Source organism: Umezawaea sp. Da 62-37 (assembly GCF_032460545.1).
GTDB lineage: Bacteria > Actinomycetota > Actinomycetes > Mycobacteriales > Pseudonocardiaceae > Umezawaea.
In genome coordinates this window covers 3,243,994-3,267,575 of the sequence record NZ_CP135965.1, presented here as the reverse complement: position 1 = coordinate 3,267,575, position 23,582 = coordinate 3,243,994, and the positions used below count along the sequence as shown (strand labels likewise).

Genomic DNA, 23,582 nt, shown 5'->3' with positions numbered 1-23,582 from the left:
GTTGGGGGGTGGTTGTCGGGGTGTTGATGGGGGTTCCGGGGTTGTTGGGGATGGCTGTGGTGGTTGCGGGTGGGGGTGTGGGGGTGTCCGTTTCTGCTGGTTCTGTTGTGCTGCACGGCTTTCTTGCGGTTTTGCTGGTTGTTGGGGTGTGGCGGTTGAGTGCTGTGGTGGTGGTGCGGCCTGCGTTGGTGGCGGTGGGTCGGGTGTTGGGTGTTGGGTGTGGCGGTTGTGATCGGGGTGGCGGTTGGGGTGGTGGTTGCGCAGGGGCAGGGGGCGCGGGTGGTGGGGGCGGTGTTGCTGTTGGGGCCGAGTGTGGTTTTCGCGGTGATCACGCGTGGTGTTGGTGTTGGCTGGTCCGTTGAACTTGATGAGCAGGCGCGGGTGTTGGTGGGGCGGTTCGCGGGGGAGTCGGTGCCGGATCTTGCCTCGTTCGACGTGCCGGTGTGGCCGATGTCGGTGGTGGCTGTTGTCCTGCTTCTGGTGTGCGGGGTGCTGACCGGGTGGTGGACCGCCGGCGATGGGCCGGTGGAGGTGGTGGTGCGGAGTGCTGCTGGGCTTGGGGTTGTGTTTGGTGGGGCGTCGTTGTTGATGGTGGTGTTGGCGTCGGTTCGGCTTGATCTTGTGGTGTCGGTGCGGGGGTTCGTGTTCCTGGACACGAGTGCCGGGGTGGGTGGGGTGTGGTGGGAGGCACTTCTGCTCGGTTTGCTTGCCGGGGCGGTGGCGGGGGCGTTGGGTGGGTTGGTGGTCGTTGCCGGGGGGCGAGTGGCTGGAGGAGTGGGGAATGGCGTCGTTGCTGGTGGTCGAGGATGATCCGACGCTGCGGGAGCTGTTGGGCGCCAGCCTGAGGTTCGCGGGGTTCGAGGTCGTGACGGCGGTGGACGGGGCAGCGGCGCTGGGGTTGGCGGAGCGGGAGCCGCCGGGGCTGGTGGTGCTGGACGTGATGCTGCCGGACATCGGTGGGTTCGAGGTGTTGCGGCGGTTGCGGCTGGCGCACGGCGAGGATCTGCCCGTGGTGTTCCTGACGGCGCGCGACACCCACGAGGACAAGGTGGACGGGTTGTCGGTCGGGGGTGACGACTACGTGACCAAGCCGTTCCGGTTGGAGGAGTTGATCGCGCGCATCCACGCCGTGCTGCGGCGGGCGGGGCGGTCGGCCGGTGGTCCGAGCGGGACGCCGTTGGTGGTCGGGGAGTTGGAGCTGGATCCGGGCGCGCACCTGGTGACCTGCCGTGGTGACCGGGTCGAGTTGTCGCAGACGGAGTTCAGGCTGTTGCGGTACCTCATGGAGCACGCGGACCAGATCGTCGCGAAGTCGCGGATCGTGCGGGACGTGTGGAACCACGACTTCGGCGGCGACCCGAGCATCGTGGAGTCCTACGTGAGCTACCTGCGCCGCAAGGTGGACCGGGGCGAGCCGAAGCTGATCCACACCGTGCGCGGCATCGGCTACGTGCTGCGGACCCCGCGGCCGTGACGGTGCTCCGCCGGGTCCCGCTGAGCGCGCGGCTGCTGGTGATCACGCTGGTGCTGCTGGCCGTCGGGCTGGTCGCGACCACCGCCGTCGTGGTGGCGTCGCTGCGCGGTCCGCTGGTGGACCGGGTGGACAGCCAGTTGCGGGCGGGCGGTGAGCTGTTGTCGCGGGTGCCGCCGCAGGCGCTCGCCGCGTTCGGGGACGCGACGCCCGGCGACGCCTCCGAGGTGCTGGAGCTGGTGACCGCCATGCACGTCACCTACCTGTCCGCCGACGGCCTGGCGGCTGGGACGTTCCGGCTGGGCGGGGACGTGGCGTCGGACCTGCCCGCCTTCGACGCCGCGACGGCGGCGCGGACCGGGCGGCCGTTCGACGTGTCACCCTCCTGGCGGGTCCTGGTCCTGCCCGCCAGGTACCAGGGTGCGGGTCAGGGCGACGTCGTCGTGTTCGCGTCCTCCCTGGACGAGGTGGAAGCGATCGTCGGCGGGGTTCGGACCAACTGCTACCTGATCGGGTCGGCGCTGCTGGTGCTGCTGTCACTGCTCGGGTTCTTCGCGCTGCGCGCAGGATTGCGGCCGCTGCGGCAGATCGAGGCGACGTCGACGGCGATCGCCGCCGGTGAGCCGGGCCGTCGGGTGCCGGACATCGCGGCGCCCACGACGGAGGTCGGCAGCCTCGCCGCGGCGATGAACGGGATGCTCGACCGGATCGACGAGGCGGCCGCGGCGAGGGCCGCGTCGGAGGCGCGCACCCGCCGGTTCGTCGCCGACGCGAGCCACGAGCTGCGCACCCCGCTGGCGGGCATCAGCGGGTCGACGGAGCTGTACCGGATGGGCGCGCTGCCCGAGCGGGCGGACGTGGACCGGACGATGGACCGGATCGAACGGGAGTCGCGGCGGCTCGAACGGCTCGTGGACGACCTGCTGCTGCTCGCCCGGTTCGACGAGGCGGACCCGACGGCGCTGCGGATGGAGCCGATGGACCTGCGCGCCGTGGCCGTGGACGCGCTGCACGACCTGCGCGCGTTGGACCCGACCCGGCCGGTGTCGCTCACCGGGCCGGGTGGCGGGCCGGTCGGTCCCGCGCCCGTTCTCGGCGACGAGGCGCGGCTGCGCCAGGTGGTGACGAACCTGGTGGGCAACGCCGTCCGGCACACCCCCGCCGCCACGGCGGTCCGCGTCGGCGTCGGCACCGTGGACGGGCGTGCGGTGGTCGAGGTCGCGGACGACGGGCCGGGGCTCACGGCGGAGCAGGCCGAGCGGGTGTTCGAGCGGTTCTACCGCGCGGACGCCTCGCGCACCCGCGCCGACGGAGGGGGCGCCGGGCTGGGCCTCGCGATCGCCCGGTCGCTGGTCGCCGCGCAGGGCGGGGACCTCCTCGTCACCACCACGCCGGGGGCGGGCGCGGTGTTCACGATGGCGCTGCCGGCCCGCCCGGCTTGACGGTGTTCAGGCAGGGTTCACCACGGGTTCTACGTGGGTCGGGGCCCGCCGGTTCACCACCGCGCCCGGAAGCGCCGTGCGCCACTCTCGCGCGTGTTCCCCCGACGCGATCCGCTACCGTGACCACGTGAACGTCGACGTTCCCCTGCCCGGCCCGCCGGTCGATCCCGTGCTGGGCATCGACGCGGCCCTGGCCGGCCTGGAGGGTCTTGAGCACCTCGAGATCGTTGACCACGTGGCGCGGTTCGACATCGCGCACACGGCGTTGACGGTCGCGCTTTCGAGCATCGACAAGGTCTGATCCCGTGCCAAGGAGGTCTCGGCTCGACGCCGAGCTGGTGCGGCGAGGGCTCGCCCGGTCGCGTGAGCACGCCAGTCAGCTGGTGTCCGCGGGTCGGGTGACGGTGCGCGGCACGGTCGCCACGAAACCGGCCACGGCGGTCGAGATCGACGCCGCGGTGGTGGTGCGCGAGGACGTCGACGACCCGAACTGGGCGTCGCGCGGCGCGCACAAGCTGGTCGGCGCGCTGGAGGCGTTCTCCGACATCGACCCGACCGGTGCGCGCTGCCTGGACGCGGGCGCGTCCACGGGCGGGTTCACCGACGTGCTGCTGCGCCGGGGCGCGGGCCAGGTGGTCGCGGTGGACGTCGGCCGGGGGCTGCTGGACTGGAAGCTGCGCACCGACGAGCGCGTCGTGGTGAAGGACAAGACCAACGTCCGGGCGTTGACGCCCGAGGACGTCGGCGGGCCGGTCGACCTCGTCGTGGCCGACCTGTCGTTCATCTCGCTCAAGCTCGTGCTGCCCGCGCTGAAGTCCTGCCTCAAGCCCGACGGCGACCTGGTCCCGATGGTCAAGCCGCAGTTCGAGGTCGGCAGGGAACGGCTCGGGTCCGGCGGGGTCGTGCGCGACCCTGGGCTGCGGGCCGACGCCGTGCTCACCGTGGTCGAGGCGGCCGCCGACCTCGGCCTGCGCCTGCACGGCGTGATCGCCAGTCCGCTGCCGGGACCGTCCGGCAACGTCGAGTTCTTCGTCCGCCTCCGGCTGGGCGACCCCTTGGAGCCGGAAGCCGCCGCCGCGCTCGTGCGAACCGCTGTCGCGGAAGGACCTCAATGACCGAGCGCGAGATCCTGCTCGTCGTCCACACCGGACGGCAGAGCAACATCAAGCTGGCGATGGAGGTGGCGCTCCGCTTCGCCGAGGCGGGTGTCCGGCTGCGCCTGCTCGACGACGAGGCCCCGCAGCTCTACCCGTGCTGCTCCATGAGCATCGTGCCCGCCGACGACAAGGCGGCCGAGGGCACCGAGCTGGTGTTCGTGCTCGGCGGTGACGGAACCCTGTTGCGGGCGGCCGAGTTGGCGCGCGCCGCGGGTGTTCCGGTGCTGGGCGTGAACCTCGGCCGGGTCGGGTTCCTCGCGGAGGCCGACTCGGACATGCTGCACGAGGCCATCACCCACGTCATCGACCGCGAGTACCACGTCGAGGACCGGATGACGGTCGACGTGACGGCCACCGTGAACGGGCTCGAGATCGCGAGGACGTGGGCCCTCAACGAGGCCAGCGTGGAGAAGAGCTCCCGCGAGCGCATCCTCGACGTGGTCGTGGAGATCGACGGCCGCCCGGTGTCGGCGTTCGGCACCGACGGCGTCCTGTGCGCGACCCCCACCGGGTCCACCGCCTACGCGTTCTCCGCGGGCGGACCGGTGGTGTGGCCGGACGTGCAGGCGCTGCTGGTGGTGCCGAGCAACGCGCACGCGCTGTTCGCCCGGCCCCTGGTCGTGTCGCCCGCGTCCGTGGTGGCGTTCGAGGTCGACCCCAACGGCCACCCCGCCGTGCTGTGCTGCGACGGCAGGCGCACGTTCGACCTGCCCGCGGGCACGCGGGTCGAGGTCGTCGGCGGGAAGACGCCCATCAAGCTCGTCCGACTGCGCGAAGGACCGTTCGCCGACCGGCTCGTGGAGAAGTTCTCGCTCCCCGTGCAGGGCTGGCGCGGGCCGTCGCGCGGCTGACGGCGCCGCGAGGACGCGCGGTCGTGACCGGATTCGCCTCCCGAGGCACCCGTGTGTCGGTGCGTGCGGCTAGGGTTCGCCCTGTGTTGGCCGAGATGCGCATCCAGGGCCTCGGTGTGATCGATGAGGCAACCCTAGAACTCGATGCCGGATTCACCGTCGTTACTGGTGAGACCGGTGCGGGCAAGACCATGGTCGTCACCGGGCTCCACCTTCTGGGTGGTGGTCGGGCCGAGGCGTCGAGAGTGCGCACCGGTGCCGACAAAGCCGTGGTGGAGGGCAGGTTCCGGGCACCAGCGGGTAGCCCGGCCGCGAAGGTCGCCGACGAGGTCGGCGGCGAACCGGACGAGGACGGCACCGTGATCGCGGTGCGCACCGTCGGGGCGGACGGCAGGTCGAGGGCACACCTCGGCGGCCGTTCGGTGCCGGTCGGTGTGCTCGCGGAACTCGCGGAGCAGCTCCTCGCCGTGCACGGGCAGAACGACCAGTTGAGACTGCTCCGCCCCTCCGAGCAGCGGGCGGTCCTCGACCGGTTCGCGGGCGACGAGGTGTCCGGGCCGCTCGGCCAGTACCAGCGGCTGCGCGAGGAGTGGCTGCGCGTCGCGACCGAGCTGACGGAGCGCTCCGAGCGCTCCCGCGAGCTCGCCCGCGAGGCCGACCTGCTGCGCCACGGGCTCGGTGAGATCGAGGCGGTCGGCCCCAAGCCGGGCGAGGACCTCGAACTCGTCGACGAGGCCCGCAGGCTCGCCGACGCCGACCAGTTGCGCGAGGCCGCCACGGGCGCGCAGTACGCGGTGAGCGGCGCGGCCGACGGCGACCCGGACAACCCCGGCGCGCTGGGGCTCATCGGCGAGGCGCGTCGCCGGGTGGCGACGTCGGAGGACCCCGCGCTGCGCGCGCTGGAGTCCCGGCTCGTCGAGGCGGCCGCGGTGCTGGCGGACGTCGGCGCCGAGATCGGCTCGTACCTCGACCACCTCGACGCCGACCCGAACCGGCTGGAGACGGTGCTGGCCCGGCAGTCCGAGCTGAAGCACCTGACCCGCAAGTACGCGGCGGACATCGACGGCGTGATCGCGTGGGCCGAGGACGCCAACCACCGCCTGTCGACGCTCGACACGTCCGACGAGGCGCTGGCGGCGCTGGCCGCGCGCCGCGACGAGCTGGCCGCCGAACTCGCGGTCTACGCCGCCCAGGTCTCCGACGCGCGCACCAGCGCCGCCGAGGAGCTGGGCAAGGAGGTGTCGGACGAGCTGACCGGGCTCGCGATGCCGCACTCGAACATCGAGGTCGTCGTGCACCCCCGTGCCGCCGAGAAGGGCGACACGCAGGCGCTCCAGGTCGGCAAGGTGCTGCTGCACGCCGGTGCCAGCGGTGTGGACGAGGTCGAGCTGCGCCTCATCGCGCACCCCGGCGCGCCCGCGCTGCCGGTGCACAAGGGCGCGTCCGGCGGTGAGCTGTCACGGGTGATGCTCGCGCTGGAGGTCGTCCTGTCGCACTCCGACCCGGTGCCGACGCTGGTCTTCGACGAGGTCGACGCCGGTGTCGGCGGCCGGGCCGCGGTCGAGGTCGGCAGGCGGCTGGCCAGGTTGGCGCGCAGCCACCAGGTCATCGTGGTCACCCACCTCCCGCAGGTCGCCGCGTTCGCGGACCGGCACCTGGTCGTCGACAAGACGGCGGACGGCATCCTGACCCGCAGTGGTGTGCGGGTGCTCGACGAGTCGGAACGCGTCGTCGAACTGGCCAGGATGCTCGCGGGGATGGACTCGACCGACACCGGCCGCGCGCACGCCGTGGAACTGCTCGCGGCGGCCAAGGCGGACAAGGACAGCGCCCCCGTCGTGCGGCGCAAGACGCGTAAAAAGGTCACATGAATCCAGCCGGGATGAACCGCCGCCTCGTGGGCGCGGTCGCGCTGGCGCTCGGCGCGATCGCGACCGTCGGCGGCGTGCTGCTGCCGCTCTACACGGAAGTGCGGACGGGGGCCGCGCAGCAGGCGACCCTGGTCGTGACCGCGCTCGGCAGCACCCTGACGCCGGGGGTGACGGCGTCCACCCCGGTGTTCGCGGTTCCCCTGGTGCTGGCGGCGTTGCTGCTGCTGCTCGCCGCGGTGATGGTGTTCCGCGGCCCCTCGCCGGTCGGCCGCCTGACGGCCGTCGCCGGTGCCGCCGTGCTGCTGGGCGTGGCCTGGTCGGTCTACCTGTTCGTCACCAACACCGCCGCTGTCGCCGTGGTGTCCGTGCCACCGGGCGGCCAGCTCGTCCAGACCCTCGACCTCGGCCTCTTCCTGCTCGGCGGCGGCTGGTTCGTCGGCACGCTCGGCGCGGTGCTCGTACAGGAGCTGCCCGAGGAGGACGACCGCTCCCAGTGGCGCGACCTGGAGGAGCGCGCGGACCGGATCCGCGACCGGGTGCGCGAACCCGAGCCGGAACCGGAACCGGCTCCCCGCCGCAGGCGCAGGCACGCCGTCGACGAGCGCTCGCGGGAAGAACGCCCTCGTGAGCGCGAACGCGAACGTCCGCGGGAGCGCTCGCGGGAACGCGTCGAGGACGTCGGCGAGGCGGTCGTGTACCAGCTGCCCGATGCGCCCACGGACGACCTCGACACCCCCGCGTTCGGCTTCCCGCCCGCGGAGTACGGCCCCCAGGGGCCCGAGGACGATCCCGACGAAGCCTCCACCAGGGTGACCCTCGACCCGGTCGACCCTCCCGGCCGGTCATGAGGCACCGCCTCGGACTCTTCGCACTGCTCGCCGGGGCGGTGCTCGCGCTCGTGGGCGCGCTGCTGCCGCTGTACCGCCAGGCCTACCGGCTGGCCGAGCAGCTGGAGTTCGAGGTCACGGCGTGGAACGTCCGCACGATCACCGGCCCCCAGCCGGACAGCGACGAGTTCCGCTCGTCGGTCCAGTACGGCATCCCGATCGCGGTCGCGGCCGGACTGCTCGTCCTGGCCGCGCTGTTCCTGCGCCACCGCAGGTTCGGCGCGATCGCGCGGTTCCTGGCCGCGGGTGCGCCGCTCATGCTCGTCGGCGTCGTGTGGACCACCTTCCAGGTCTACCTGCGCCTGGCCGAGGGCAACCGCCGCGTCGACCCGATCACCCTGACCTCGCCCGCCCTCGGCCTGTGGATCCTGGTGATCGCCTGCGTCGTCGCCCTCGCGGGTGGTGTGCTGGTGCAGCGGGTGCCGGAGCAGGTCGAGCGGGCACCCGAGCCCGAAGGCCCGGTCGTGTACCGGCTGCCCGACAGCGAAGAGCACGAACAGGTGTCGTAGCCGTTCGAACGGGGGAATCGTGGCACTGCCCATCGGCGAGGACGGACCCGGGCCCCGGCCGTGGCGGACGGTCGGAGCGGTAGCGCTGGCGGTGGGCGCGGTGCTGGCACTGGTCGCCACGCGGCTGCCGCTGTTGAGGCAGGACGTCAGGTTCGCCGAGGGGCGGTCCTGGTACGAGACGGGACTCTGGGGCACCAACGCGTCCTCCGACATCAGTTCCGGGCTGGGCTCCAGCCCGGTCCGCTACGGCGTGCCGGTCGTCGTGGCGGCGGTACTGCTCGTCGTCACGGCCGCGCTGGTGCTGGGCGCTCCCCGGCTGCCCGCCCGGTTCGCGGCGCCCACCAACGTATGCGCGGTGCTCGCGGCCTTCCTGCTCACCGGCTCCGGGTGGACCGTAGGTCAAGTCCTGCTGCCGTCGTTGCGGAACGAGGACAGCGGGTTCGTCACCGTCACGACGTCCTTGCGCGAAGGTGTGTGGGTGTTGGCCCTGGCCTGCGTCGTGGCACTCGCGGGCGGTCTGCTGGTGCAGGACTGGCCCGCTCGGACCGCCGCGCCCCCGCCCAGGCCGGGTGCCGCGGTCGTGCACCGGCTGCCGGACGACGCCGGCGGGCCCGTGATCCCGGTTCCCGACGACACCGCGGGCGATGACCGGTGAGCCGGGTCGCGGGCGTGGTCGGGTTGCTCGGCGGAGCCGCGCTGGTGGTGGCAGCCTCGTCGCGGCCGCTGTTCGAGCAGAAGCGGCTGGACAGCGGTCACAGCACTGAGTTCCTGATGACCTTGTGGGGCAGCGAGTACACGTCCCCGGACGGGATCGTCGACGCGGGCATGAACCCGACCCGCTTCGGGGTTCCCGTGGTCGTCGCGGCGGTGCTGCTGGTGGTCGCCGCGGTGCTGGTGCTGGCCGATCCGCGGCTCCCGGCGCGGGTGGCCGTGGCGGCCAGGGTCGCCGCGGTCGCCGCGGCCGCGCTGCTCCTCGGTTCGGTGTGGACCACGGGGCAATTCGTCCTGGTGATGGCGAAGCGCGATGACATCACCAAGGGATCGGTCGACTCCTCCGGCGGCACCGCGATGTGGCTGCTGATGGCCGCGTGCGGCGCGGCGCTCGCGGGTGCGCTGCTCGTCCAGCGCGGGCCGCGGTGGTCACCCGACCCCGAGGGCGCGGTCGTCTACCAGCTCCCGGACGCCGCCGCCACCGGCACTCCTCCGATGGGCACGCCGATTCACCCGGAAGTGTCCACAGAGGAATCATCACCCACCTGAGCAGCACCGACAGGTCGGCGTGGCGTTCCTCCCCGCACTCCGGCATCGGCCACCATCGCACGCATGAAGCTCTCCGGGTTGCTCAGCCGCTCGAACCACGACCTCCCCGGCGCCGTCGGCGTCGCCAGGGTCGATCGCCGCGCGGGCGACCTGCTCCGGCGGCTGAGTCCCGGCGACGTCGCCGTCATGGACCACGTCGACATCGACCGCCGCACCGCGGAGGCGCTGGTGGCCGCCGAGGTCGCGGGAGTCGTGAACGCCTCCCCGTCGATCTCCGGCCGGTTCCCCAACCTGGGGCCGGAACTCCTCATCGAGGCGGGCATCCCGCTGATCGACAACGTCGGCAGTTCGGTGCTGCGCGACATCAGGGACGGCACGAAGCTCCGCCTCCTGGACGGCGTGGTCTACGACGGCGGGAAGGAGATCGCGCGCGGCGACGAGCAGAGCGCGGAGTCCATCGCCGACGCGATGATCGAGGCCAAGGCGGGCATGGCCGCGCAGCTGGAGGCCTTCTCCGCCAACACCATCGAGTTCCTGCGCCGGGAACGCGCGCTCGTGCTCGACGGGGTCGGCGTGCCGGAGCTGTACGTGCCGATGCGCGGCAGGCAGGTGCTCGTCGTGGCGGGCGGCCCGAGCCACGCGGAGGAGCTGCGGCGGCTGCGGAAGTACATCCGCGAGTACCGGCCGGTGCTGGTCGGCGTCGACACGGGCGCCGACACGCTGTTCGCCGCCGGCTACAAGCCCGACGTCATCGTCGGCGACCCGGACGCCATCGGGACCGAGACGCTGAAGTCGGGCCGCGAGGTCGTCGTGCCCGCGCAGACCGACGGGCACGCGCCCGGCCTGGAGCGCATCCAGGACCTGGGCATCGGCGCGGTGACGTTCCCGTCGTCGGGCAACACCGAGGACCTGGCGCTGCTGATCGCCGAGGCGCACGGGGCGAGCCTCGTGGTGACCGTCGGGGTGCAGGCCGGTCTGCGGGAATTCCTCGACCGCGGCCACTCCGGCTCCACCCCGTCCACGTTCCTCACCCGGCTCAAGCTCGGCGGCAAGCTGGTCGACGGCGAGGCCGTCGCCACCCTGCACCGCAGCCGGGTCTCGCTCGGCGTGATCGTCCTGCTGGTGCTGGCCGCCGTGCTCGCGATGGTCGCCGCGGTCGCGGTGTCCGGGGTCGGCCACGTCTACGTCGACATCGCCGCCGACGCGTTCCGCACCGTCTCCGACTGGTCGAAGGGGCTCTTCTCTTGATCTCGTTGCGCTACCACATCGTCTCGATCACGGCCGCGTTCCTCGCGCTCGCCGTGGGGGTCGTACTCGGCTCGACGGCCATCAGCAGCAGGCTGCTCTCCGGGCTCAGCGACGACAACGGCGCGCTGGGCAGGCAGGTCGTCGAACTCCGGAACGACCGCAACGCGCTCGACTCCAAGCTCGCCGAGGCGGACCGGTTCGCCACGTCGATCGGCCCGCTGTCGGTCAAGGGCCAGCTCGCCGACCGCACCGTCGTGCTGGTGACCACGTCCGACGCGCGGCCGGGCGACCGCGACTCGCTCGCCGAGCTGCTGCGCGCCGCGGGCGCCACGGTCACCGGCGAACTCCAGCTCACCGACTCGTTCGCCGACCCGCGCAAGGCCGACCAGCTGCGCGACCTGGTCGCCCGGTTGCAGCCCGCGGGCACCCAGCTGCCGACCGCGTCCGACCCCGGCACCCGCGCGGGCGGACTGCTCGGTTCGCTGCTGCTGCTGAACAAGGACAGCGGCCAGCCGCAGGCCTCGGCCGACGAGACGGCCTCCGCGCTGGGCGGGCTGACCGGCGCCGGTTTCGTGAAGCCCGGCCAGGGTCTGCGCCCCGCGCAGCTCGCCGTCGTGCTCACCGGCGGCGCCGTCGCGGGGGACTCGGCCGGTGACCGCGCCGCCACGGTCGCGCGCTTCGCCATCCAGCTCGACCGGTCCGGCGCGGGCGCGGTGCTCGCGGGCGGCGCCGGATCGGCCGACGGCACGGGCGGCATCGGCGTCGTGCGGGCCGACACGGCGGCGACTTCCGTCCTGTCGACCGTCGACAACGCCGACTCCGCCGCGGGCCGCGTCGTGACCGTCCTCGCGCTGCGCGGGCAGCTCGACGGCAAGTCCGGTCGCTACGGCGTGGCGGGCAACGCCGAGGCCCCATCACCTGGTCAGGCCAGCTGATTAACCCGTCCGGGTGACGCGTGGGCGTGGTCTGGAGGGAATCGGCGGTCGGGCACGTGTTAGCGTTGTGGCCCGTGGACAGGGGTTATCCCCTTTCGGAATCTTTCAGACCACGGGAGCCTCGTTGGTGCTCAACGCACGTACCACCAAGCACGTTTTCGTCACCGGAGGCGTCGCGTCCTCCTTGGGCAAGGGGCTCACCGCTTCCAGCCTCGGCCAGCTGCTGACTTCCCGTGGTCTGCGGGTGACCATGCAGAAGCTCGACCCCTACCTCAACGTCGACCCCGGCACGATGAACCCGTTCCAGCACGGCGAGGTGTTCGTCACCGACGACGGCGCCGAGACCGACCTGGACATCGGCCACTACGAGCGCTTCCTCGCCCGTGACCTGTCCGGCGAGGCGAACGTCACGACCGGGCAGGTGTACTCCGAGGTCATCGCCAAGGAGCGCCGCGGCGAGTACCTGGGCGACACCGTCCAGGTCATCCCGCACATCACCGACGAGATCAAGCGCCGCATCCGCGCGATGGCCGAGCCGGACGCCGAGGGCCTCGTGCCGGACGTCGTCATCACCGAGGTCGGCGGCACGGTCGGCGACATCGAGTCGCTGCCGTTCCTGGAGGCCGCCCGGCAGGTGCGCCACGACGTGGGCCGCGACAACGTGTTCTTCCTGCACGTGTCGCTCGTGCCCTACCTCGCGCCCTCCGGTGAGCTGAAGACCAAGCCCACCCAGCACTCCGTGGCGGCGCTGCGCAACATCGGCATCCAGCCCGACGCCATCGTGTGCCGGGCCGACCGGGAGATCCCGGACGCGCTCAAGCGCAAGATCGGCCTCATGTGCGACGTCGACAACGAGGCCGTCGTGGCCGCCGTCGACGCGCGGTCGATCTACGACATCCCCAAGGTGCTGCACGGCGAGGGCCTGGACGCCTACGTCGTGCGCAGGCTCGACCTGCCGTTCCGCGACGTCGACTGGACCGTGTGGGGCGACCTGCTCGACCGCGTGCACAACCCGACCGAGACCGTGCGCGTCGGCCTGGTCGGCAAGTACGTCGACCTGCCGGACGCCTACCTGTCGGTCACCGAGGCCCTGCGCGCGGGCGGTTTCGCCCACCGCGCCAAGGTCGAGGTCGTCTGGGTGCCCTCCGACGACTGCCGGACGCCCTCCGGCGCGGCGCACGCGCTCAGCGGCCTGGACGGCGTGCTCGTGCCCGGCGGGTTCGGCGTGCGCGGCATCGAGGGCAAGATCGACGCCATCACCTACGCCCGCACCCGCGGCATCCCGCTGCTCGGCCTGTGCCTGGGGCTCCAGTGCATGGTCATCGAGTCGGCCCGCAACCTCGCGGGCATCGAGGACGCCAACTCGGCCGAGTTCGAGGAGGGCGGCACCCCCGTCATCTCGACGATGGCCGACCAGCAGGACGTCGTCTCCGGTGAACGCGACATGGGCGGCACCATGCGACTCGGCGCCTACCCGGCCAAGCTGACCCCCGGCTCCGTCGTGGCGCGCGCGTACGGCGCCACCGAGGTGTCGGAACGCCACCGACACCGCTACGAGGTCAACAACGCCTTCCGCGACCGGCTCGCCAAGGCGGGCCTCGTGTTCTCCGGCACCTCACCGGACGGCCGCCTGGTCGAGTTCGTCGAACTCCCCACGAACGTGCACCCGTTCTTCGTGGCGACCCAGGCCCACCCCGAACTGAAGTCCCGCCCCACCAAGCCGCACCCGCTGTTCGCCGCCTTCGTGCGCGCCGCACTGGACTACCGCCTCGCCGACCGCCTCCCGGTCGAACTCGCCGAGCCCGCCACGGCGGCCGCGAAATGACCGGCCCAGGCGCACACGAGTTCCGCACCGTCTCCTCGCGCGACGTGCACATCGGCCGCGTCGTCGGCCTCCGCGTCGACGAGGTGGCCATGCCCGGCGGCGGCACCGCACTCCGCGAAGTGGTCGAACACCTCGGCGCGGTCGCCGTCGTAGCCCTCGACGACGACGGCCGGGTCGCCCTCATCCACCAGTACCGCCACCCGCTCGGCCACCGCCTGTGGGAACTCCCCGCAGGCCTCCTGGACTCCCCAGGAGAAATCCCCGTCGAAGGCGCACGCCGCGAACTCGCCGAAGAAGTCGGCCTCGCCGCCTCGCGCTGGTCGACCCTGGTCGACGTAGCCGCCTCACCCGGCTTCACCGACGAGGTCGTACGGGTGTTCCTCGCCCAGGACCTGTCCACTGTGGACCGCGACCTGCAAGGCGAGGAGGAAGCCGACCTGGTCATCAAGCGCTTCCCCTTGGCGGAAGCCGTGAAAATGGCACTGGCGGGCGACATCATCAACGGCGCCGCAGTCGGCGGCCTGCTAGCAGCACAGGCCGTGGTCGCAGGCGCCGAAGCCAGACCAGCAGACGCCCCTTGGCCCGACCGCCCCTCAACATTCGCGGCCCGCCAAAACAAAGACTGACCAGCAGCACCAAGGCCAACGGCCAACGGTGGTTGGTTGTCAGTCGTTCCCGACAACCAACCACCGCCACCCGCAAGGGAAGCACGCAAGCGCGGCCGATTTTACTTGGGGTTTTCGGGCCTACCCTCGCGGCGGCGGGTAGGTCACCACCACCTGCCCTTTCAGACCGCCGAGGCCCAAAAAGAGGGGCCCCAAGTCAAATCGGCCACCCCACAACGCAACCAACCCCCGGCACCACACCTACAACTGCGCCCCCGGCCACCCAGCCCCACACACGAACCCGCCACGCACCAGCCCCGCCAACCACCAGGCACAATCACCCCCATGCCCAACGTGCGCAAGGCCCTGACCGGCCCCGTCGCCGTAGCCGCAGCGGCCGCCGCCGGCGCGGTGGTGCTCCTCTTCGCCGACCCCACCAAACCCGGCTCCTGGCTCCCCAGGTGCCCCTTCAACTGGCTAACCGGCCTGGACTGCCCCGCCTGCGGCTCCACCCGCATGGTCCACGCCCTGGTCCACGGCGACCTCGCAGCCGCCTGGCACTACAACGCCGTCATGCTCATCGCCGGCCTGCCCATGCTCGCCTGGCTCTGGTACAGGTGGTTCCGCGCCAGCAGAGCCAACATCCCCACTCCACCGCTCCCACGCCAAGTCACCACAACCGTCCTCGTGGTCGCCGCAACGTGGATGCTGGCCAGAAACCTGACCGCGTAACCAGGAACCGGCCGCATAGCCGTGAACCGGCCGCGCAGCCGTGAACCTAATCCCGCAGCCGTCGCCCCTGGGCGTCCGTCCCGCCGTTCACCAGCAGGATGATCCCGTCGACCAGCGCCCAGATCCCGCAACCACCGCAAGTCAGCAACTGCGCCACGGCCATCCCCGTGTGCCCGGTGTAGAACCGGCCGATGCCGAAGCCGCCAAGGAACAGCTGGAGGATCCCGGCGACGACCTTCGACTTGTCCGACAGCGCCATCCCCGTCAGCGGATCGATCCCGTACGGCGCGAAACCGGGCTGGAAGCCACCGGTCGCGTACCCACCGGTCGCGTAACCGCCGGTGCCGTAGCCGGGCGGCGGCGGGCCGTATCCGGGCGGGGGAGCGCCGAACGGCGGCGGCGGCGCCTGGTACTGGGGCGGCGGCGGGACGACGAGGAACGTCGGGTGCGGCTGTGGCAGGTCCGCGAACAGCGAGCCCAGTTCGGCGACGGTCTGCGCGGCCGACGCGTAGGCGACGCGCTGCTCGTACTCGCCGATCTCGATCCGGCCTGCCGCGAAGTGGTCGTTGAGGGCGCGGATCGCTTCTTCGCGCTGCTGGTTGCCGATGCGCACGGAATTCGGCTCGAAAGGTCCTGACACGGCGCGAACGGTATCCGATGGTCCAGGCCGGACGTCGCCGAAACGCCAACTCCTCCGTGCGAGACCTGCACGAGCCCGGTATTGGTCCGGCACGGGCCCGAAACGAGCCGAGCACGAGCCCGGCACGAGCCTGTTGCGGCCCCGCCGCGAGTCGGGAATTCCACCCGACCGCGTACCGCCGCCGCCGGACTCCATTCCGACGTGAACCGCGCCGCGCGGCATTCTTTCGCCACGCACCTGCTGGGACGACGTGCCGACGCCCGCGTCGCGCCGGAGTTCCCCCGACGCGCATCCCTTGCGACGACGCAGGTCCGCCCGCCGGTGATGATCACCGCCCCGCGCGGGTCACGAGCGATCACGCGTCCGCGCGTCGATTCGTGACGATGAGGGTTTCGTGAATGCGGCCGAACTCCCGACGGCCGCGGGTACGGTGTGCGCACCTTGCAGTCCCACCGGAGCGGGAGGTACCGCGAACCGTGCCGAACCTGGACGAGCCGGAGGCGCCGGCCATCGAGCTGTCTGCGGTGTTGCACGCGTTGAGCGATCCCACGAGGCTGGCCGTCGTCCGGCAGATCGAGGCCGATGGCGAGCGCCTGTGCGGGGCGATGGCGGTGGACGTGGCGAAGTCGACGCTCTCCCAGCACCTGAGGGTGCTGCGCGAGGCGGGCATCACCAGGACCCGGTGCTGCGGCAACCAGCGCTGGGTGTCGCTGCGCCGCGATGACCTGGAGGACTTGTTCCCCGGACTGCTCGACGTGGTCCTTTCGGCCGCCGCCCGGATGGAGGCGGTGCACTGAGCCGACCGGTGGACGGCTGCCGGAAATCGGCTTCGGACACTACGGCGAGGCGCGTTGCCGCTGTCGAGTCACGGCCCTAGGCTGCGCCCAGGTCGAGGACTACGAGGAGTTAGGTTGCGATGTCGACACCGGAGCACGTGGAGGGCAGGACGTTCGACGTTCCCCCGCCGCAGCCGCCCGGTGTGCCCCGCGCCTCGGTCGAACTGAGCCTAGCGCCGCACGCCGCACCGCACGACGAGGACGCGGCGGAGCAGGAGGCCGGTGAGATCGGCCCGACTGGCCGGGTCCTCCGGTTCACCGCCGAGCCCGAGCCGGTCGCCCGGCACGGTCCCGCGAAGATCCTGGCGATCTGCAACCAGAAGGGCGGGGTCGGCAAGACCACGTCCACGATCAACCTGGGCGCGTCGCTGGCCGAGTACGGCCGCAAGGTGCTGCTGGTGGACTTCGACCCGCAGGGCGCGCTGTCGGTGGGCCTCGGCATCCACCCGCACCAGCTGGACCAGACGATCTACAACGTGATCATGGAGCGCGCGGTCGGCGTGCAGGACGTGATCATGGAGACCGGCGTCGAGGACATGCACCTGCTGCCCAGCAACATCGACCTGTCCGCGGCCGAGATCCAGCTCGTGTCCGAGGTCGGCCGCGAGCACACGCTCGTGCGCACGCTGCGGCCCGTCATCGACGACTACGACTACGTGCTGGTCGACTGCCAGCCGTCGCTCGGTCTGCTCACGGTCAACGCCCTCGCGGCGGCTGACGGCGTCCTCATCCCGCTGGAGTGCGAGTTCTTCTCGCTGCGGGGGGTCGCGCTGCTCATCGACACCATCGAGAAGGTCAGGGAGCGGTTGAACCCGAAGCTGGAGATCACCGGGATCGTCGCCACGATGTACGACCCGCGCACCCTGCACTCCCGCGAGGTGATGGCGAGGGTCGTGGAGGCGTTCGGCGACATCGTGTTCGACACGGTCATCAACCGCACCGTGCGCTTCCCGGAGACCACGGTCGCGGGCGAGCCGATCACCAAGTGGGCGCCCCGTTCCGCGGGCGCGAAGGCCTACCGCGCGCTGGCGCGAGAGGTGATCGCCAGGTGACTCGTCGCGCCTCGCTGCCCGGCGCGTCCGAACTGTTCCGCTCGACCAGTCTCGCGCGCCCGGCCGTTCCCGAACCAGTCCAGCCCGCGGCACCGGACCGCCCCAGCACCGGCCGCCAGAAGCACGACACGAAGATCACCGTGTACGTGTCGGACGAAGAGCTGCTCGCGCTCGAGCACGCGCGGCTGTCCGTGCGCGGCACGTTCGGGCTGGCCGTCGATCGCGGCCGCATCGTCCGCGAGGCCATCGCGGTGCTGCTGGCCGACCTGGAGGAGCACGGCGAGCACTCGCACCTCGTGCGGAGGCTGCGCCAGGGAAGCGAGCGGTGAGCAGGCAGCCCGACGTCGTCGAACCGCCGAACGCGAGGTTCACCGTCAACCTGGCGAACTTCCAGGGCCCGTTCGACCTGCTGCTCCAGCTCATCTCGGCGCACACGCTGGACGTGACCGAGGTCGCGCTGCACACCGTGACCGACGACTTCATCGCCTACATCCGCGCGATGGGCGACCAGTGGGACCTCGACGAGACGACCGAGTTCCTGGTCATCGCAGCCACCCTGCTCGACCTCAAGGCCGCCCGGCTGCTGCCGCAGGGCGACGTCGAGGACGAGGAGGACCTGGCCCTGCTGGAGGCGCGCGACCTGCTGTTCGCGCGGCTGCTCCAGTACCGGGCGTACAAGCAGGTGGCAGCCCTGTTCGGCGAGCTGGAGAAGGGCGCCCAGCGCCGCTACCCGCGCTCGGTCGCGCTGGAGCCGCGCTACGAGGGTCTGCTGCCCGAGGTCATGCTCGGCGTCACGCCCAAACGGTTCGCCGACATCGCCGCCTCCGTGTTCCGCCCCAGGCCGCCGCGCACGGTGTCGCTGGCGCACCTGCACGTCGCCAAGGTGTCCGTGCGCGACCACGTCGACGCGATGCGCGCGATGCTGATCGCCGCCGGGCAGCTGACGTTCACCGAGCTGGTGGCCGACTGCGAGGACACGCTGGAGATGGTGGCCCGGTTCCTCGGGCTGCTGGAGCTGTACCGGGAGACCGTGCTGGCGTTCGACCAGCCGGAGGCGCTCGGTGAGCTGGTCGTGCGCTGGGTCGGCGGCGACGACGCTCCCGCGAGCGGGTTCGACGAGGACGAGGAGTACGGGTGACGCGGGTCGCGGGTCCCCCGGTCGTGGGCGAGGAGGGGGCATGAGCGAACCGGTCGTCCCGGAGCCGGTGGCCGTTCCGGAGGAGGACGAGGCCGAGGTCGTCGAGACGGGGCCGGACCTGTCGGACGACGCCGAGTTCGAGGGCGCGCTGGAGTCCGTGCTGCTCGTCATCGACTCGCCCGCGAGCGAGAAGCTGCTCGCCGACGTGTTCGGCCAGTCGGTGAGGCGGGTCACCCGGACCCTCAAGCGGATGTCCGCGGGGTACACCGAGTCGGGCAGCGGTATCGACCTGCGTAGAATCGGCGACGGCTGGCGGTTCTACACGCGAGACCGGTACGCGCCCTACGTGGAGAAGCTGCTGCTCGACGGGCAGCGCGCCAAGCTCACCAGGGCCGCTCTGGAGACCCTCGCGGTGATCGCGTACCGGCAGCCGGTCACCAGGGCGCGCATCGCCGCGGTCCGCGGGGTCAACGTGGACGGCGTGATCCGCACCCTCGTCGCACGTGGTCTGATCAGCGAGATCGGTACCGACAGCGACACTGGTGGCATCCTTTACCGCACGACCGAACTGTTCCTGGAGCGGTTGGGCCTGTCGTCCCTCGCGGACCTGCCCCCGATCGCTCCCTTGTTGCCCGAAGTGGATGCGATCGACGATGTCTGAAACCCGTTCCGCGCGGCCCGACCCCAACGACGAGGGGATCCGGCTGCAGAAGGTGCTCGCCAAGGCGGGGATCGCCTCGCGGCGGGTCTCGGAGGAGCTGATCGACCTCGGCCGCGTCACCGTCGACGGCGAGGTGGTCACCGAGCAGGGCCGCCGCGTCGACCCCGAGACCGCCGTCGTGCACGTCGACGGCGTCCGCGTGGTCCTCAAGGAGGACGTCGTCACGCTGGTGCTGAACAAGCCGCGCGGCGTCCTGTCGACCATGCACGACGACCAGCACCGCCCGTGCGTCGGCGACTACCTGGCCGAGCGCCGCGAGCGCCTCTTCCACGTCGGCAGGCTCGACGCGGACACCGAGGGCCTGCTGCTGCTCACCAACGACGGCGATCTGGCCCACCGGCTCATGCACCCCTCCTACGAGGTCCCCAAGACCTACGTGGCCGAGGTGCAGGGTCCGGTCGCGAAGGACGTCGGCAAGCGGCTGCGCGCGGGTGTGGAGCTGGAGGACGGCCCCGCTCGCGTCGACTCGTTCAAGCTCGTCGACTCCATGCCGGGCAAGGCGCTGGTCGAGGTGATCCTGCACGAGGGCCGCAAGCACATCGTGCGCCGCCTGCTCGACCACGTCGGCTACCCGGTGCTGAGCCTCGTGCGCACGCACATCGGCGACGTCCAGCTGGGCAACCAGCGGCCGGGGTCGATGCGGGTGCTCAACCGACAGGAAGTCGGGTCGCTTTACAAGCTTGTAGGACTGTAATCCGCGTTGTTCCCACGCCCTTCGGGTCCGCCGGCCATGCCGGTGGGCCCGTTTCGCGCGCGCCGGAGGTGGAATTCTGGCCGGATCGCGTGGAATGGTCGGTGCACGGGCGAACTGCGTTCTCCGCGGGATCGTGGATCCCGTTTCTCCGGCTTTGGCGTGTTTCCACGCGGAATGCGCTTGCCCGAGTGCCGTGCGACCGCTGTTAGGGCATCGGCCGTGGTCCGGGACAGCGGGATCGACGGGCGGGGAACGCCGCCGGCGCCGTTGTCGCTTCAGTGTTCACTGAAATTGACCATGTTATTCACGTATCACTTTGTGAAGTTTCCTCGGTACTCATTGTGGCTTCGGGTGTCCAGTCTCTAGATTGGTCCGGGTCGTCCCGGAAGTTGATCAACTGGAGAGGCGTTCGGCGTGCGTGCCCTCACCCGAGGTGTGCTCGGCCTGGTCGGGTTCCTGGTTCTGTGGGAGCTTTTCGGCCGGTCGGGGTTCATCTCAGCGGAATACCTGCCGCCACCAAGTGTGGTTTTCGGCGAGCTAGGCAAGTTGTTGGGTGATGAGCAGTTCCTCCGCGACGTGGTCGCGACGGTGCTGGCACTGCTCATCGCAGTGGCCGTGTCCGTGGGGATCGCGGTCCCGCTGGGTCTTGTGCTCGGCAGCGTCCCCGCTGTCCGGCACGCGACCGGGGCCGTGATCGAGTTCTTACGACCCATTCCGTCGGTGGCCATGATCCCGTTGGCCATCATCGTCCTCGGCATCGGACCGGAAACGAAGATCTCGCTCGCGGTCTACGCGGCGATCTGGCCGATCCTGTTCAACACGATCTACGCGCTCGACGAGCTGGACCCGCTGCTGGTGGAGACGGCGAAGGTCTTCGGCACCAGCCGGGTCCGGGTGCTGTTCTCCGTCGCGCTGCCCAGCGCGCTGCCGTTCGTGTTCACCGGCATCCGGTTGGCCGCGACGACATCGCTCGTCGTGCTGATCAGCGTCGAGCTGCTGATGGGCGGCAGCGGCGGGATCGGGCAGTTCATCATGCTCGCGCGCAGCGGCGCGGGTCGGATGGACCTGGTGCTCGCGGGCACCGTGGTGGCCGGCGTGCTGGGTTACCTGCTCAACGAAGGACTTGAACGCGCCCAGCGCCGCTGGGCCGGCTGGGGCGCAGTCAGCGGAGGGCGGTCGTGAGCAACTTCTTGAAGCGCTGGGCCGTTTTTGTGGTGCTCGTCGGGGTGTGGCAGGGCTTCGCGGGGTTCTACGACGACCCCTTCTTCCCGCCACCCACCAAGATCGGCGAGGCGGCGTACGAGCTCTGGCTGACCGGCCCGCCGGAAGCGCTGTTCCTGACCGACGTGGTGTACAACGACCTGACCGCCAGCCTCGGCAAGCTCCTCGGCGGCTGGGCGATCGCCTCGGTCGTCGGCATCGCGCTCGGCGTGGCGCTGGGCCGCTCGCAGACCGCGCTGGAGTTCGTGGGCCCGGTGCTGACGTTCATGAGGTCCATCCCGCCACCCGCGCTGGTGCCGGTGTTCATGCTGCTGTTCAAGATCGGCCCGGCCATGCAGGTCGCCACGATCGTCTTCGGCATCCTGTGGCCGATCCTGCTCAACACGATCGACGGCGCCAGGTCGGTCGACGCCACCAAGGTCGAGACGTCCAAGGTGTTCCGCGTCCCCAAGCACCAGTGGGTGTTCGGGGTGGTGCTGCCCTCGGCCGCGCCGAAGATCTTCGCCGGGCTGCGGGTGTCGCTGTCCCTGTCCCTGGTGCTCATGGTGGTGTCCGAACTGGTCGGCACCAACAACGGGATCGGCGCGCAACTCCTGTTGGCGCAACGGGAGTTCGACTACGCCGACATGTGGGCCGGGATCGTCCTGCTGGGCGTCATCGGCTACGCGTTCAACTCCGCGCTGATGCTGTTGGAACGCCGGGTGCTCGGCTGGCAGCCCAAGCAGGAGCAAGCCAAGTCCGCACGACTCGCGACGGTATAGGGGACTGACGACAACATGACCGCCATGCTCGAGGTGGCCGGACTCGGCCACACGTACCAGGCGAAGGACGGGGCGCACCGCGCCATCGAAGGACTGACCTTCACCGTGGGCGCGGGTGAGCTGGTCTGCGTGGTCGGCCCGTCCGGCTGCGGCAAGTCCACGCTGCTGCGCACCATCTGCGGCCTGATCAAGCCCACCGAGGGCGGGATCAGCTTGCACGGCAACGAAGTCCACGGAGTACCGGACGACCTCGCCGTGGTGTTCCAGGACTACAGCCGTTCACTGTTCCCGTGGCTCTCGGTGCAGCGCAACGTCGAGTTCCCGTTGCGCCGCAGCCTCGGCCGCTCCGCGCGGCGCACCCGCGCCGCGGAGGCGCTGGCGCTGGTGGGGTTGGACAAGGCGGGCGGCAAGTACCCGTGGCAGCTCTCCGGTGGCATGCAGCAGCGCGTCGCCATCGCGCGGGCGCTGGCGTACCGGCCCGCGCTGCTCATCATGGACGAGCCGTTCGCCTCGGTGGACGCGCAGACCAGGTTCGAGCTGGAGGACCTCCTGCTGAAGGTCAAGCGGGAGAACAACACCACGGTCCTGGTCGTCACGCACGACATCGACGAAAGCGTTTACCTGGGCGACCGGGTGCTGGTGCTCTCCAGCTCCCCGGCGGCCGTGGTGGCCGACCTGAGGGTCGACCTGCCCGTGCACCGCAACCAGATCACCACCCGCGAGTCCGACGCCTTCGTGGCGCTGCGCGGCGAGGTGGCCAGGCTGCTGCACGTCGACCGTCCCGGCAGCACGGGCCCGCGCAAGGTCGACAACGAGGCCGCGGTGGCCGCGAAGTGGGCCGAGGCCGAGCGCACCGCGTTGCTCGAGGCGCAGAGGCAGGAGCGCGCCACCAACTGAGTTCCGCAGCAGGCGCGTGAAAGTGGGCGCCCCTGGTAACTCCCGCGTTCGGGGGTTCCGGGGGCGCCTGCGCCGTTTCAGGGCTTTTTCCTTCCCCCGTGGGCGTTCTGCGAAGTCCACCGAACCGATCGAGTCGCGTCTCAATTGGTGATTTTCGCCTTCCGGCGCGAAACGTTCGCGACTTGGAATGAGCGGCCGTTATGGGGTATGTGGGGTAGGACACACCAGGCTGTCAACCGCCGTGTTCCGCCCTGTCCTGGACAGGATTTGCGGACCAGATGACCCCATCCACGAGCCTGATGGCACCGGAGGGACGTCCGTTTTCGGCTCTGGCTATGGGGTTTCGGTTACCGAACGTTGCGTGTCCAGATCGTTGCACAGGCACTTCATGATCGGGTGTGGACACTCGTTAACGGTCGTTTCCCTGACCCGCAAGGCAATTCGTCGGGCCGGACCGCCGGTCCGAGGCGTCCACAAAGGTCTCGCCCCATGCCTTTGGGAGGTCTTCGACGGTGGTGCAGAGCTGTTCCGAGGGTGCTGCGGGACCGCCCTGAGGGCGTCGTGGAGGCCGGTTCCGATGTCCGTCCGGGCCTGGCCGCCGGATGCACGACGATCGGCCCTACCGTCCCGCGGGCGGCTTGTGAATGCGGTTTCCGGGGACTTGTTCGCGATTCGCCGCACCCGTCCCGCGCATCCCGCATGGCGCGGTGGGGCGGATGTGCTCATCCGCTGCGGATTCGGCGGACATGTGCTACTGCGATGCCCAAGTGGGGCGCCGCCGTTCTGCGGCCCACTGGATCGGTGACCAATGCAAACCGTGCGGTCCGGT

Annotated in this window: 26 protein-coding genes; 25 read left to right on the top strand and 1 reads right to left on the bottom strand. The window is 71.1% G+C overall.

Annotation, left to right across the window (positions count from 1 at the left end; genetic code table 11):
* The first annotated feature begins 219 nt into the window (after positions 1–219).
* The 16 genes from RM788_RS14290 to RM788_RS14215 all read left to right on the top strand — a co-directional run bounded on the left by RM788_RS14290 (position 220) and on the right by RM788_RS14215 (position 14,793).
* The gene (locus RM788_RS14290; protein WP_315932131.1) at positions 220–810 is read left to right on the top strand and encodes a hypothetical protein; all 591 of its coding nucleotides are present in this window, start codon (positions 220–222) and stop codon (positions 808–810) included.
* Positions 782–1,474: a response regulator transcription factor gene (locus tag RM788_RS14285; RefSeq protein WP_315932130.1), complete on the top strand. Its 693-nt coding sequence runs from the start codon at positions 782–784 to the stop codon at positions 1,472–1,474. Before RM788_RS14290 ends, RM788_RS14285 begins: the two co-directional genes overlap by 29 nt.
* The gene (locus RM788_RS14280; protein WP_315932129.1) at positions 1,471–2,913 is read left to right on the top strand and encodes a sensor histidine kinase; all 1,443 of its coding nucleotides are present in this window, start codon (positions 1,471–1,473) and stop codon (positions 2,911–2,913) included. The genes RM788_RS14285 and RM788_RS14280 overlap by 4 nt, the downstream gene beginning before the upstream one ends.
* 127 nt (positions 2,914–3,040) lie before the next feature.
* A complete protein-coding gene (locus tag RM788_RS14275; RefSeq protein ID WP_211304817.1) occupies positions 3,041–3,214 on the top strand; it encodes a hypothetical protein in 174 nt (57 codons plus the stop codon).
* Between the two features lie 4 nt (positions 3,215–3,218).
* Positions 3,219–4,028, top strand: a complete 810-nt coding sequence (locus RM788_RS14270; RefSeq protein ID WP_315932128.1) for a TlyA family RNA methyltransferase — start codon at positions 3,219–3,221, stop codon at positions 4,026–4,028.
* Positions 4,025–4,921, top strand: a complete 897-nt coding sequence (locus RM788_RS14265) for an NAD kinase (RefSeq protein WP_315932127.1) — start codon at positions 4,025–4,027, stop codon at positions 4,919–4,921. The genes RM788_RS14270 and RM788_RS14265 overlap by 4 nt, the downstream gene beginning before the upstream one ends.
* Before the next feature lie 83 nt (positions 4,922–5,004).
* Positions 5,005–6,792 (top strand): DNA repair protein RecN, encoded by a 1,788-nt coding sequence (gene recN / locus RM788_RS14260; RefSeq protein ID WP_315932126.1) that lies wholly within the window; start codon positions 5,005–5,007, stop codon positions 6,790–6,792.
* Positions 6,789–7,640 carry a hypothetical protein gene (locus tag RM788_RS14255; RefSeq protein ID WP_315932125.1) on the top strand — a complete coding sequence of 284 codons (852 nt, stop codon included), beginning with the start codon at positions 6,789–6,791 and terminating at the stop codon, positions 7,638–7,640. The genes recN and RM788_RS14255 overlap by 4 nt, the downstream gene beginning before the upstream one ends.
* Complete coding sequence (locus tag RM788_RS14250; RefSeq protein ID WP_315932124.1) at positions 7,637–8,188, top strand: hypothetical protein; 552 nt, start codon at positions 7,637–7,639, stop codon at positions 8,186–8,188. The genes RM788_RS14255 and RM788_RS14250 overlap by 4 nt, the downstream gene beginning before the upstream one ends.
* A gap of 19 nt (positions 8,189–8,207) precedes the next feature.
* Positions 8,208–8,843 (top strand): hypothetical protein, encoded by a 636-nt coding sequence (locus RM788_RS14245; protein WP_315932123.1) that lies wholly within the window; start codon positions 8,208–8,210, stop codon positions 8,841–8,843.
* Positions 8,840–9,448 (top strand): hypothetical protein, encoded by a 609-nt coding sequence (locus tag RM788_RS14240; protein WP_315932122.1) that lies wholly within the window; start codon positions 8,840–8,842, stop codon positions 9,446–9,448. The genes RM788_RS14245 and RM788_RS14240 overlap by 4 nt, the downstream gene beginning before the upstream one ends.
* 63 nt (positions 9,449–9,511) lie before the next feature.
* The gene (gene steA / locus RM788_RS14235; protein ID WP_315932121.1) at positions 9,512–10,696 is read left to right on the top strand and encodes a putative cytokinetic ring protein SteA; all 1,185 of its coding nucleotides are present in this window, start codon (positions 9,512–9,514) and stop codon (positions 10,694–10,696) included.
* Complete coding sequence (locus RM788_RS14230; RefSeq protein WP_315932120.1) at positions 10,693–11,631, top strand: copper transporter; 939 nt, start codon at positions 10,693–10,695, stop codon at positions 11,629–11,631. The genes steA and RM788_RS14230 overlap by 4 nt, the downstream gene beginning before the upstream one ends.
* Positions 11,632–11,755: 124 nt before the next feature.
* Positions 11,756–13,456, top strand: a complete 1,701-nt coding sequence (locus tag RM788_RS14225) for a CTP synthase (RefSeq protein ID WP_315932119.1) — start codon at positions 11,756–11,758, stop codon at positions 13,454–13,456.
* Positions 13,453–14,082: an NUDIX domain-containing protein gene (locus RM788_RS14220; protein ID WP_315932118.1), complete on the top strand. Its 630-nt coding sequence runs from the start codon at positions 13,453–13,455 to the stop codon at positions 14,080–14,082. The genes RM788_RS14225 and RM788_RS14220 overlap by 4 nt, the downstream gene beginning before the upstream one ends.
* A gap of 324 nt (positions 14,083–14,406) precedes the next feature.
* A complete protein-coding gene (locus RM788_RS14215; RefSeq protein ID WP_315932117.1) occupies positions 14,407–14,793 on the top strand; it encodes a DUF2752 domain-containing protein in 387 nt (128 codons plus the stop codon).
* 46 nt (positions 14,794–14,839) lie between these two features.
* On the opposite strand, the gene RM788_RS14210 is transcribed toward RM788_RS14215, so the two are convergent.
* Entirely contained in the window at positions 14,840–15,433 is a 594-nt protein-coding gene (locus tag RM788_RS14210) for an NINE protein (RefSeq protein ID WP_315932116.1), read from the bottom strand.
* A gap of 476 nt (positions 15,434–15,909) precedes the next feature.
* Between RM788_RS14210 and RM788_RS14205 the strand changes: the two genes are divergently transcribed.
* The 9 genes from RM788_RS14205 (at position 15,910) to RM788_RS14165 (ending at position 22,753) form a co-directional block, all read left to right on the top strand.
* Positions 15,910–16,230 carry an ArsR/SmtB family transcription factor gene (locus RM788_RS14205; RefSeq protein WP_315932115.1) on the top strand — a complete coding sequence of 107 codons (321 nt, stop codon included), beginning with the start codon at positions 15,910–15,912 and terminating at the stop codon, positions 16,228–16,230.
* 119 nt (positions 16,231–16,349) lie between these two features.
* Positions 16,350–17,321 carry a ParA family protein gene (locus RM788_RS14200; protein WP_315932114.1) on the top strand — a complete coding sequence of 324 codons (972 nt, stop codon included), beginning with the start codon at positions 16,350–16,352 and terminating at the stop codon, positions 17,319–17,321.
* The gene (locus RM788_RS14195; protein WP_315932113.1) at positions 17,318–17,650 is read left to right on the top strand and encodes a hypothetical protein; all 333 of its coding nucleotides are present in this window, start codon (positions 17,318–17,320) and stop codon (positions 17,648–17,650) included. The genes RM788_RS14200 and RM788_RS14195 overlap by 4 nt, the downstream gene beginning before the upstream one ends.
* On the top strand, positions 17,647–18,459 hold the full coding sequence (locus tag RM788_RS14190) for a segregation and condensation protein A (protein WP_315932112.1): 813 nt from the start codon (positions 17,647–17,649) through the stop codon (positions 18,457–18,459). Before RM788_RS14195 ends, RM788_RS14190 begins: the two co-directional genes overlap by 4 nt.
* Positions 18,460–18,499: 40 nt before the next feature.
* Positions 18,500–19,120: an SMC-Scp complex subunit ScpB gene (gene scpB / locus RM788_RS14185; RefSeq protein ID WP_315932111.1), complete on the top strand. Its 621-nt coding sequence runs from the start codon at positions 18,500–18,502 to the stop codon at positions 19,118–19,120.
* Positions 19,113–19,874, top strand: coding sequence for a pseudouridine synthase (locus RM788_RS14180; protein WP_315932110.1), 762 nt, complete (start codon positions 19,113–19,115; stop codon positions 19,872–19,874). The genes scpB and RM788_RS14180 overlap by 8 nt, the downstream gene beginning before the upstream one ends.
* 414 nt (positions 19,875–20,288) lie before the next feature.
* Entirely contained in the window at positions 20,289–21,056 is a 768-nt protein-coding gene (locus RM788_RS14175; protein WP_315932109.1) for an ABC transporter permease, read from the top strand.
* Entirely contained in the window at positions 21,053–21,856 is an 804-nt protein-coding gene (locus RM788_RS14170) for an ABC transporter permease (RefSeq protein ID WP_315932108.1), read from the top strand. Before RM788_RS14175 ends, RM788_RS14170 begins: the two co-directional genes overlap by 4 nt.
* Before the next feature lie 15 nt (positions 21,857–21,871).
* A complete protein-coding gene (locus tag RM788_RS14165; protein ID WP_315932107.1) occupies positions 21,872–22,753 on the top strand; it encodes an ABC transporter ATP-binding protein in 882 nt (293 codons plus the stop codon).
* Positions 22,754–23,582 lie beyond the last annotated feature (829 nt).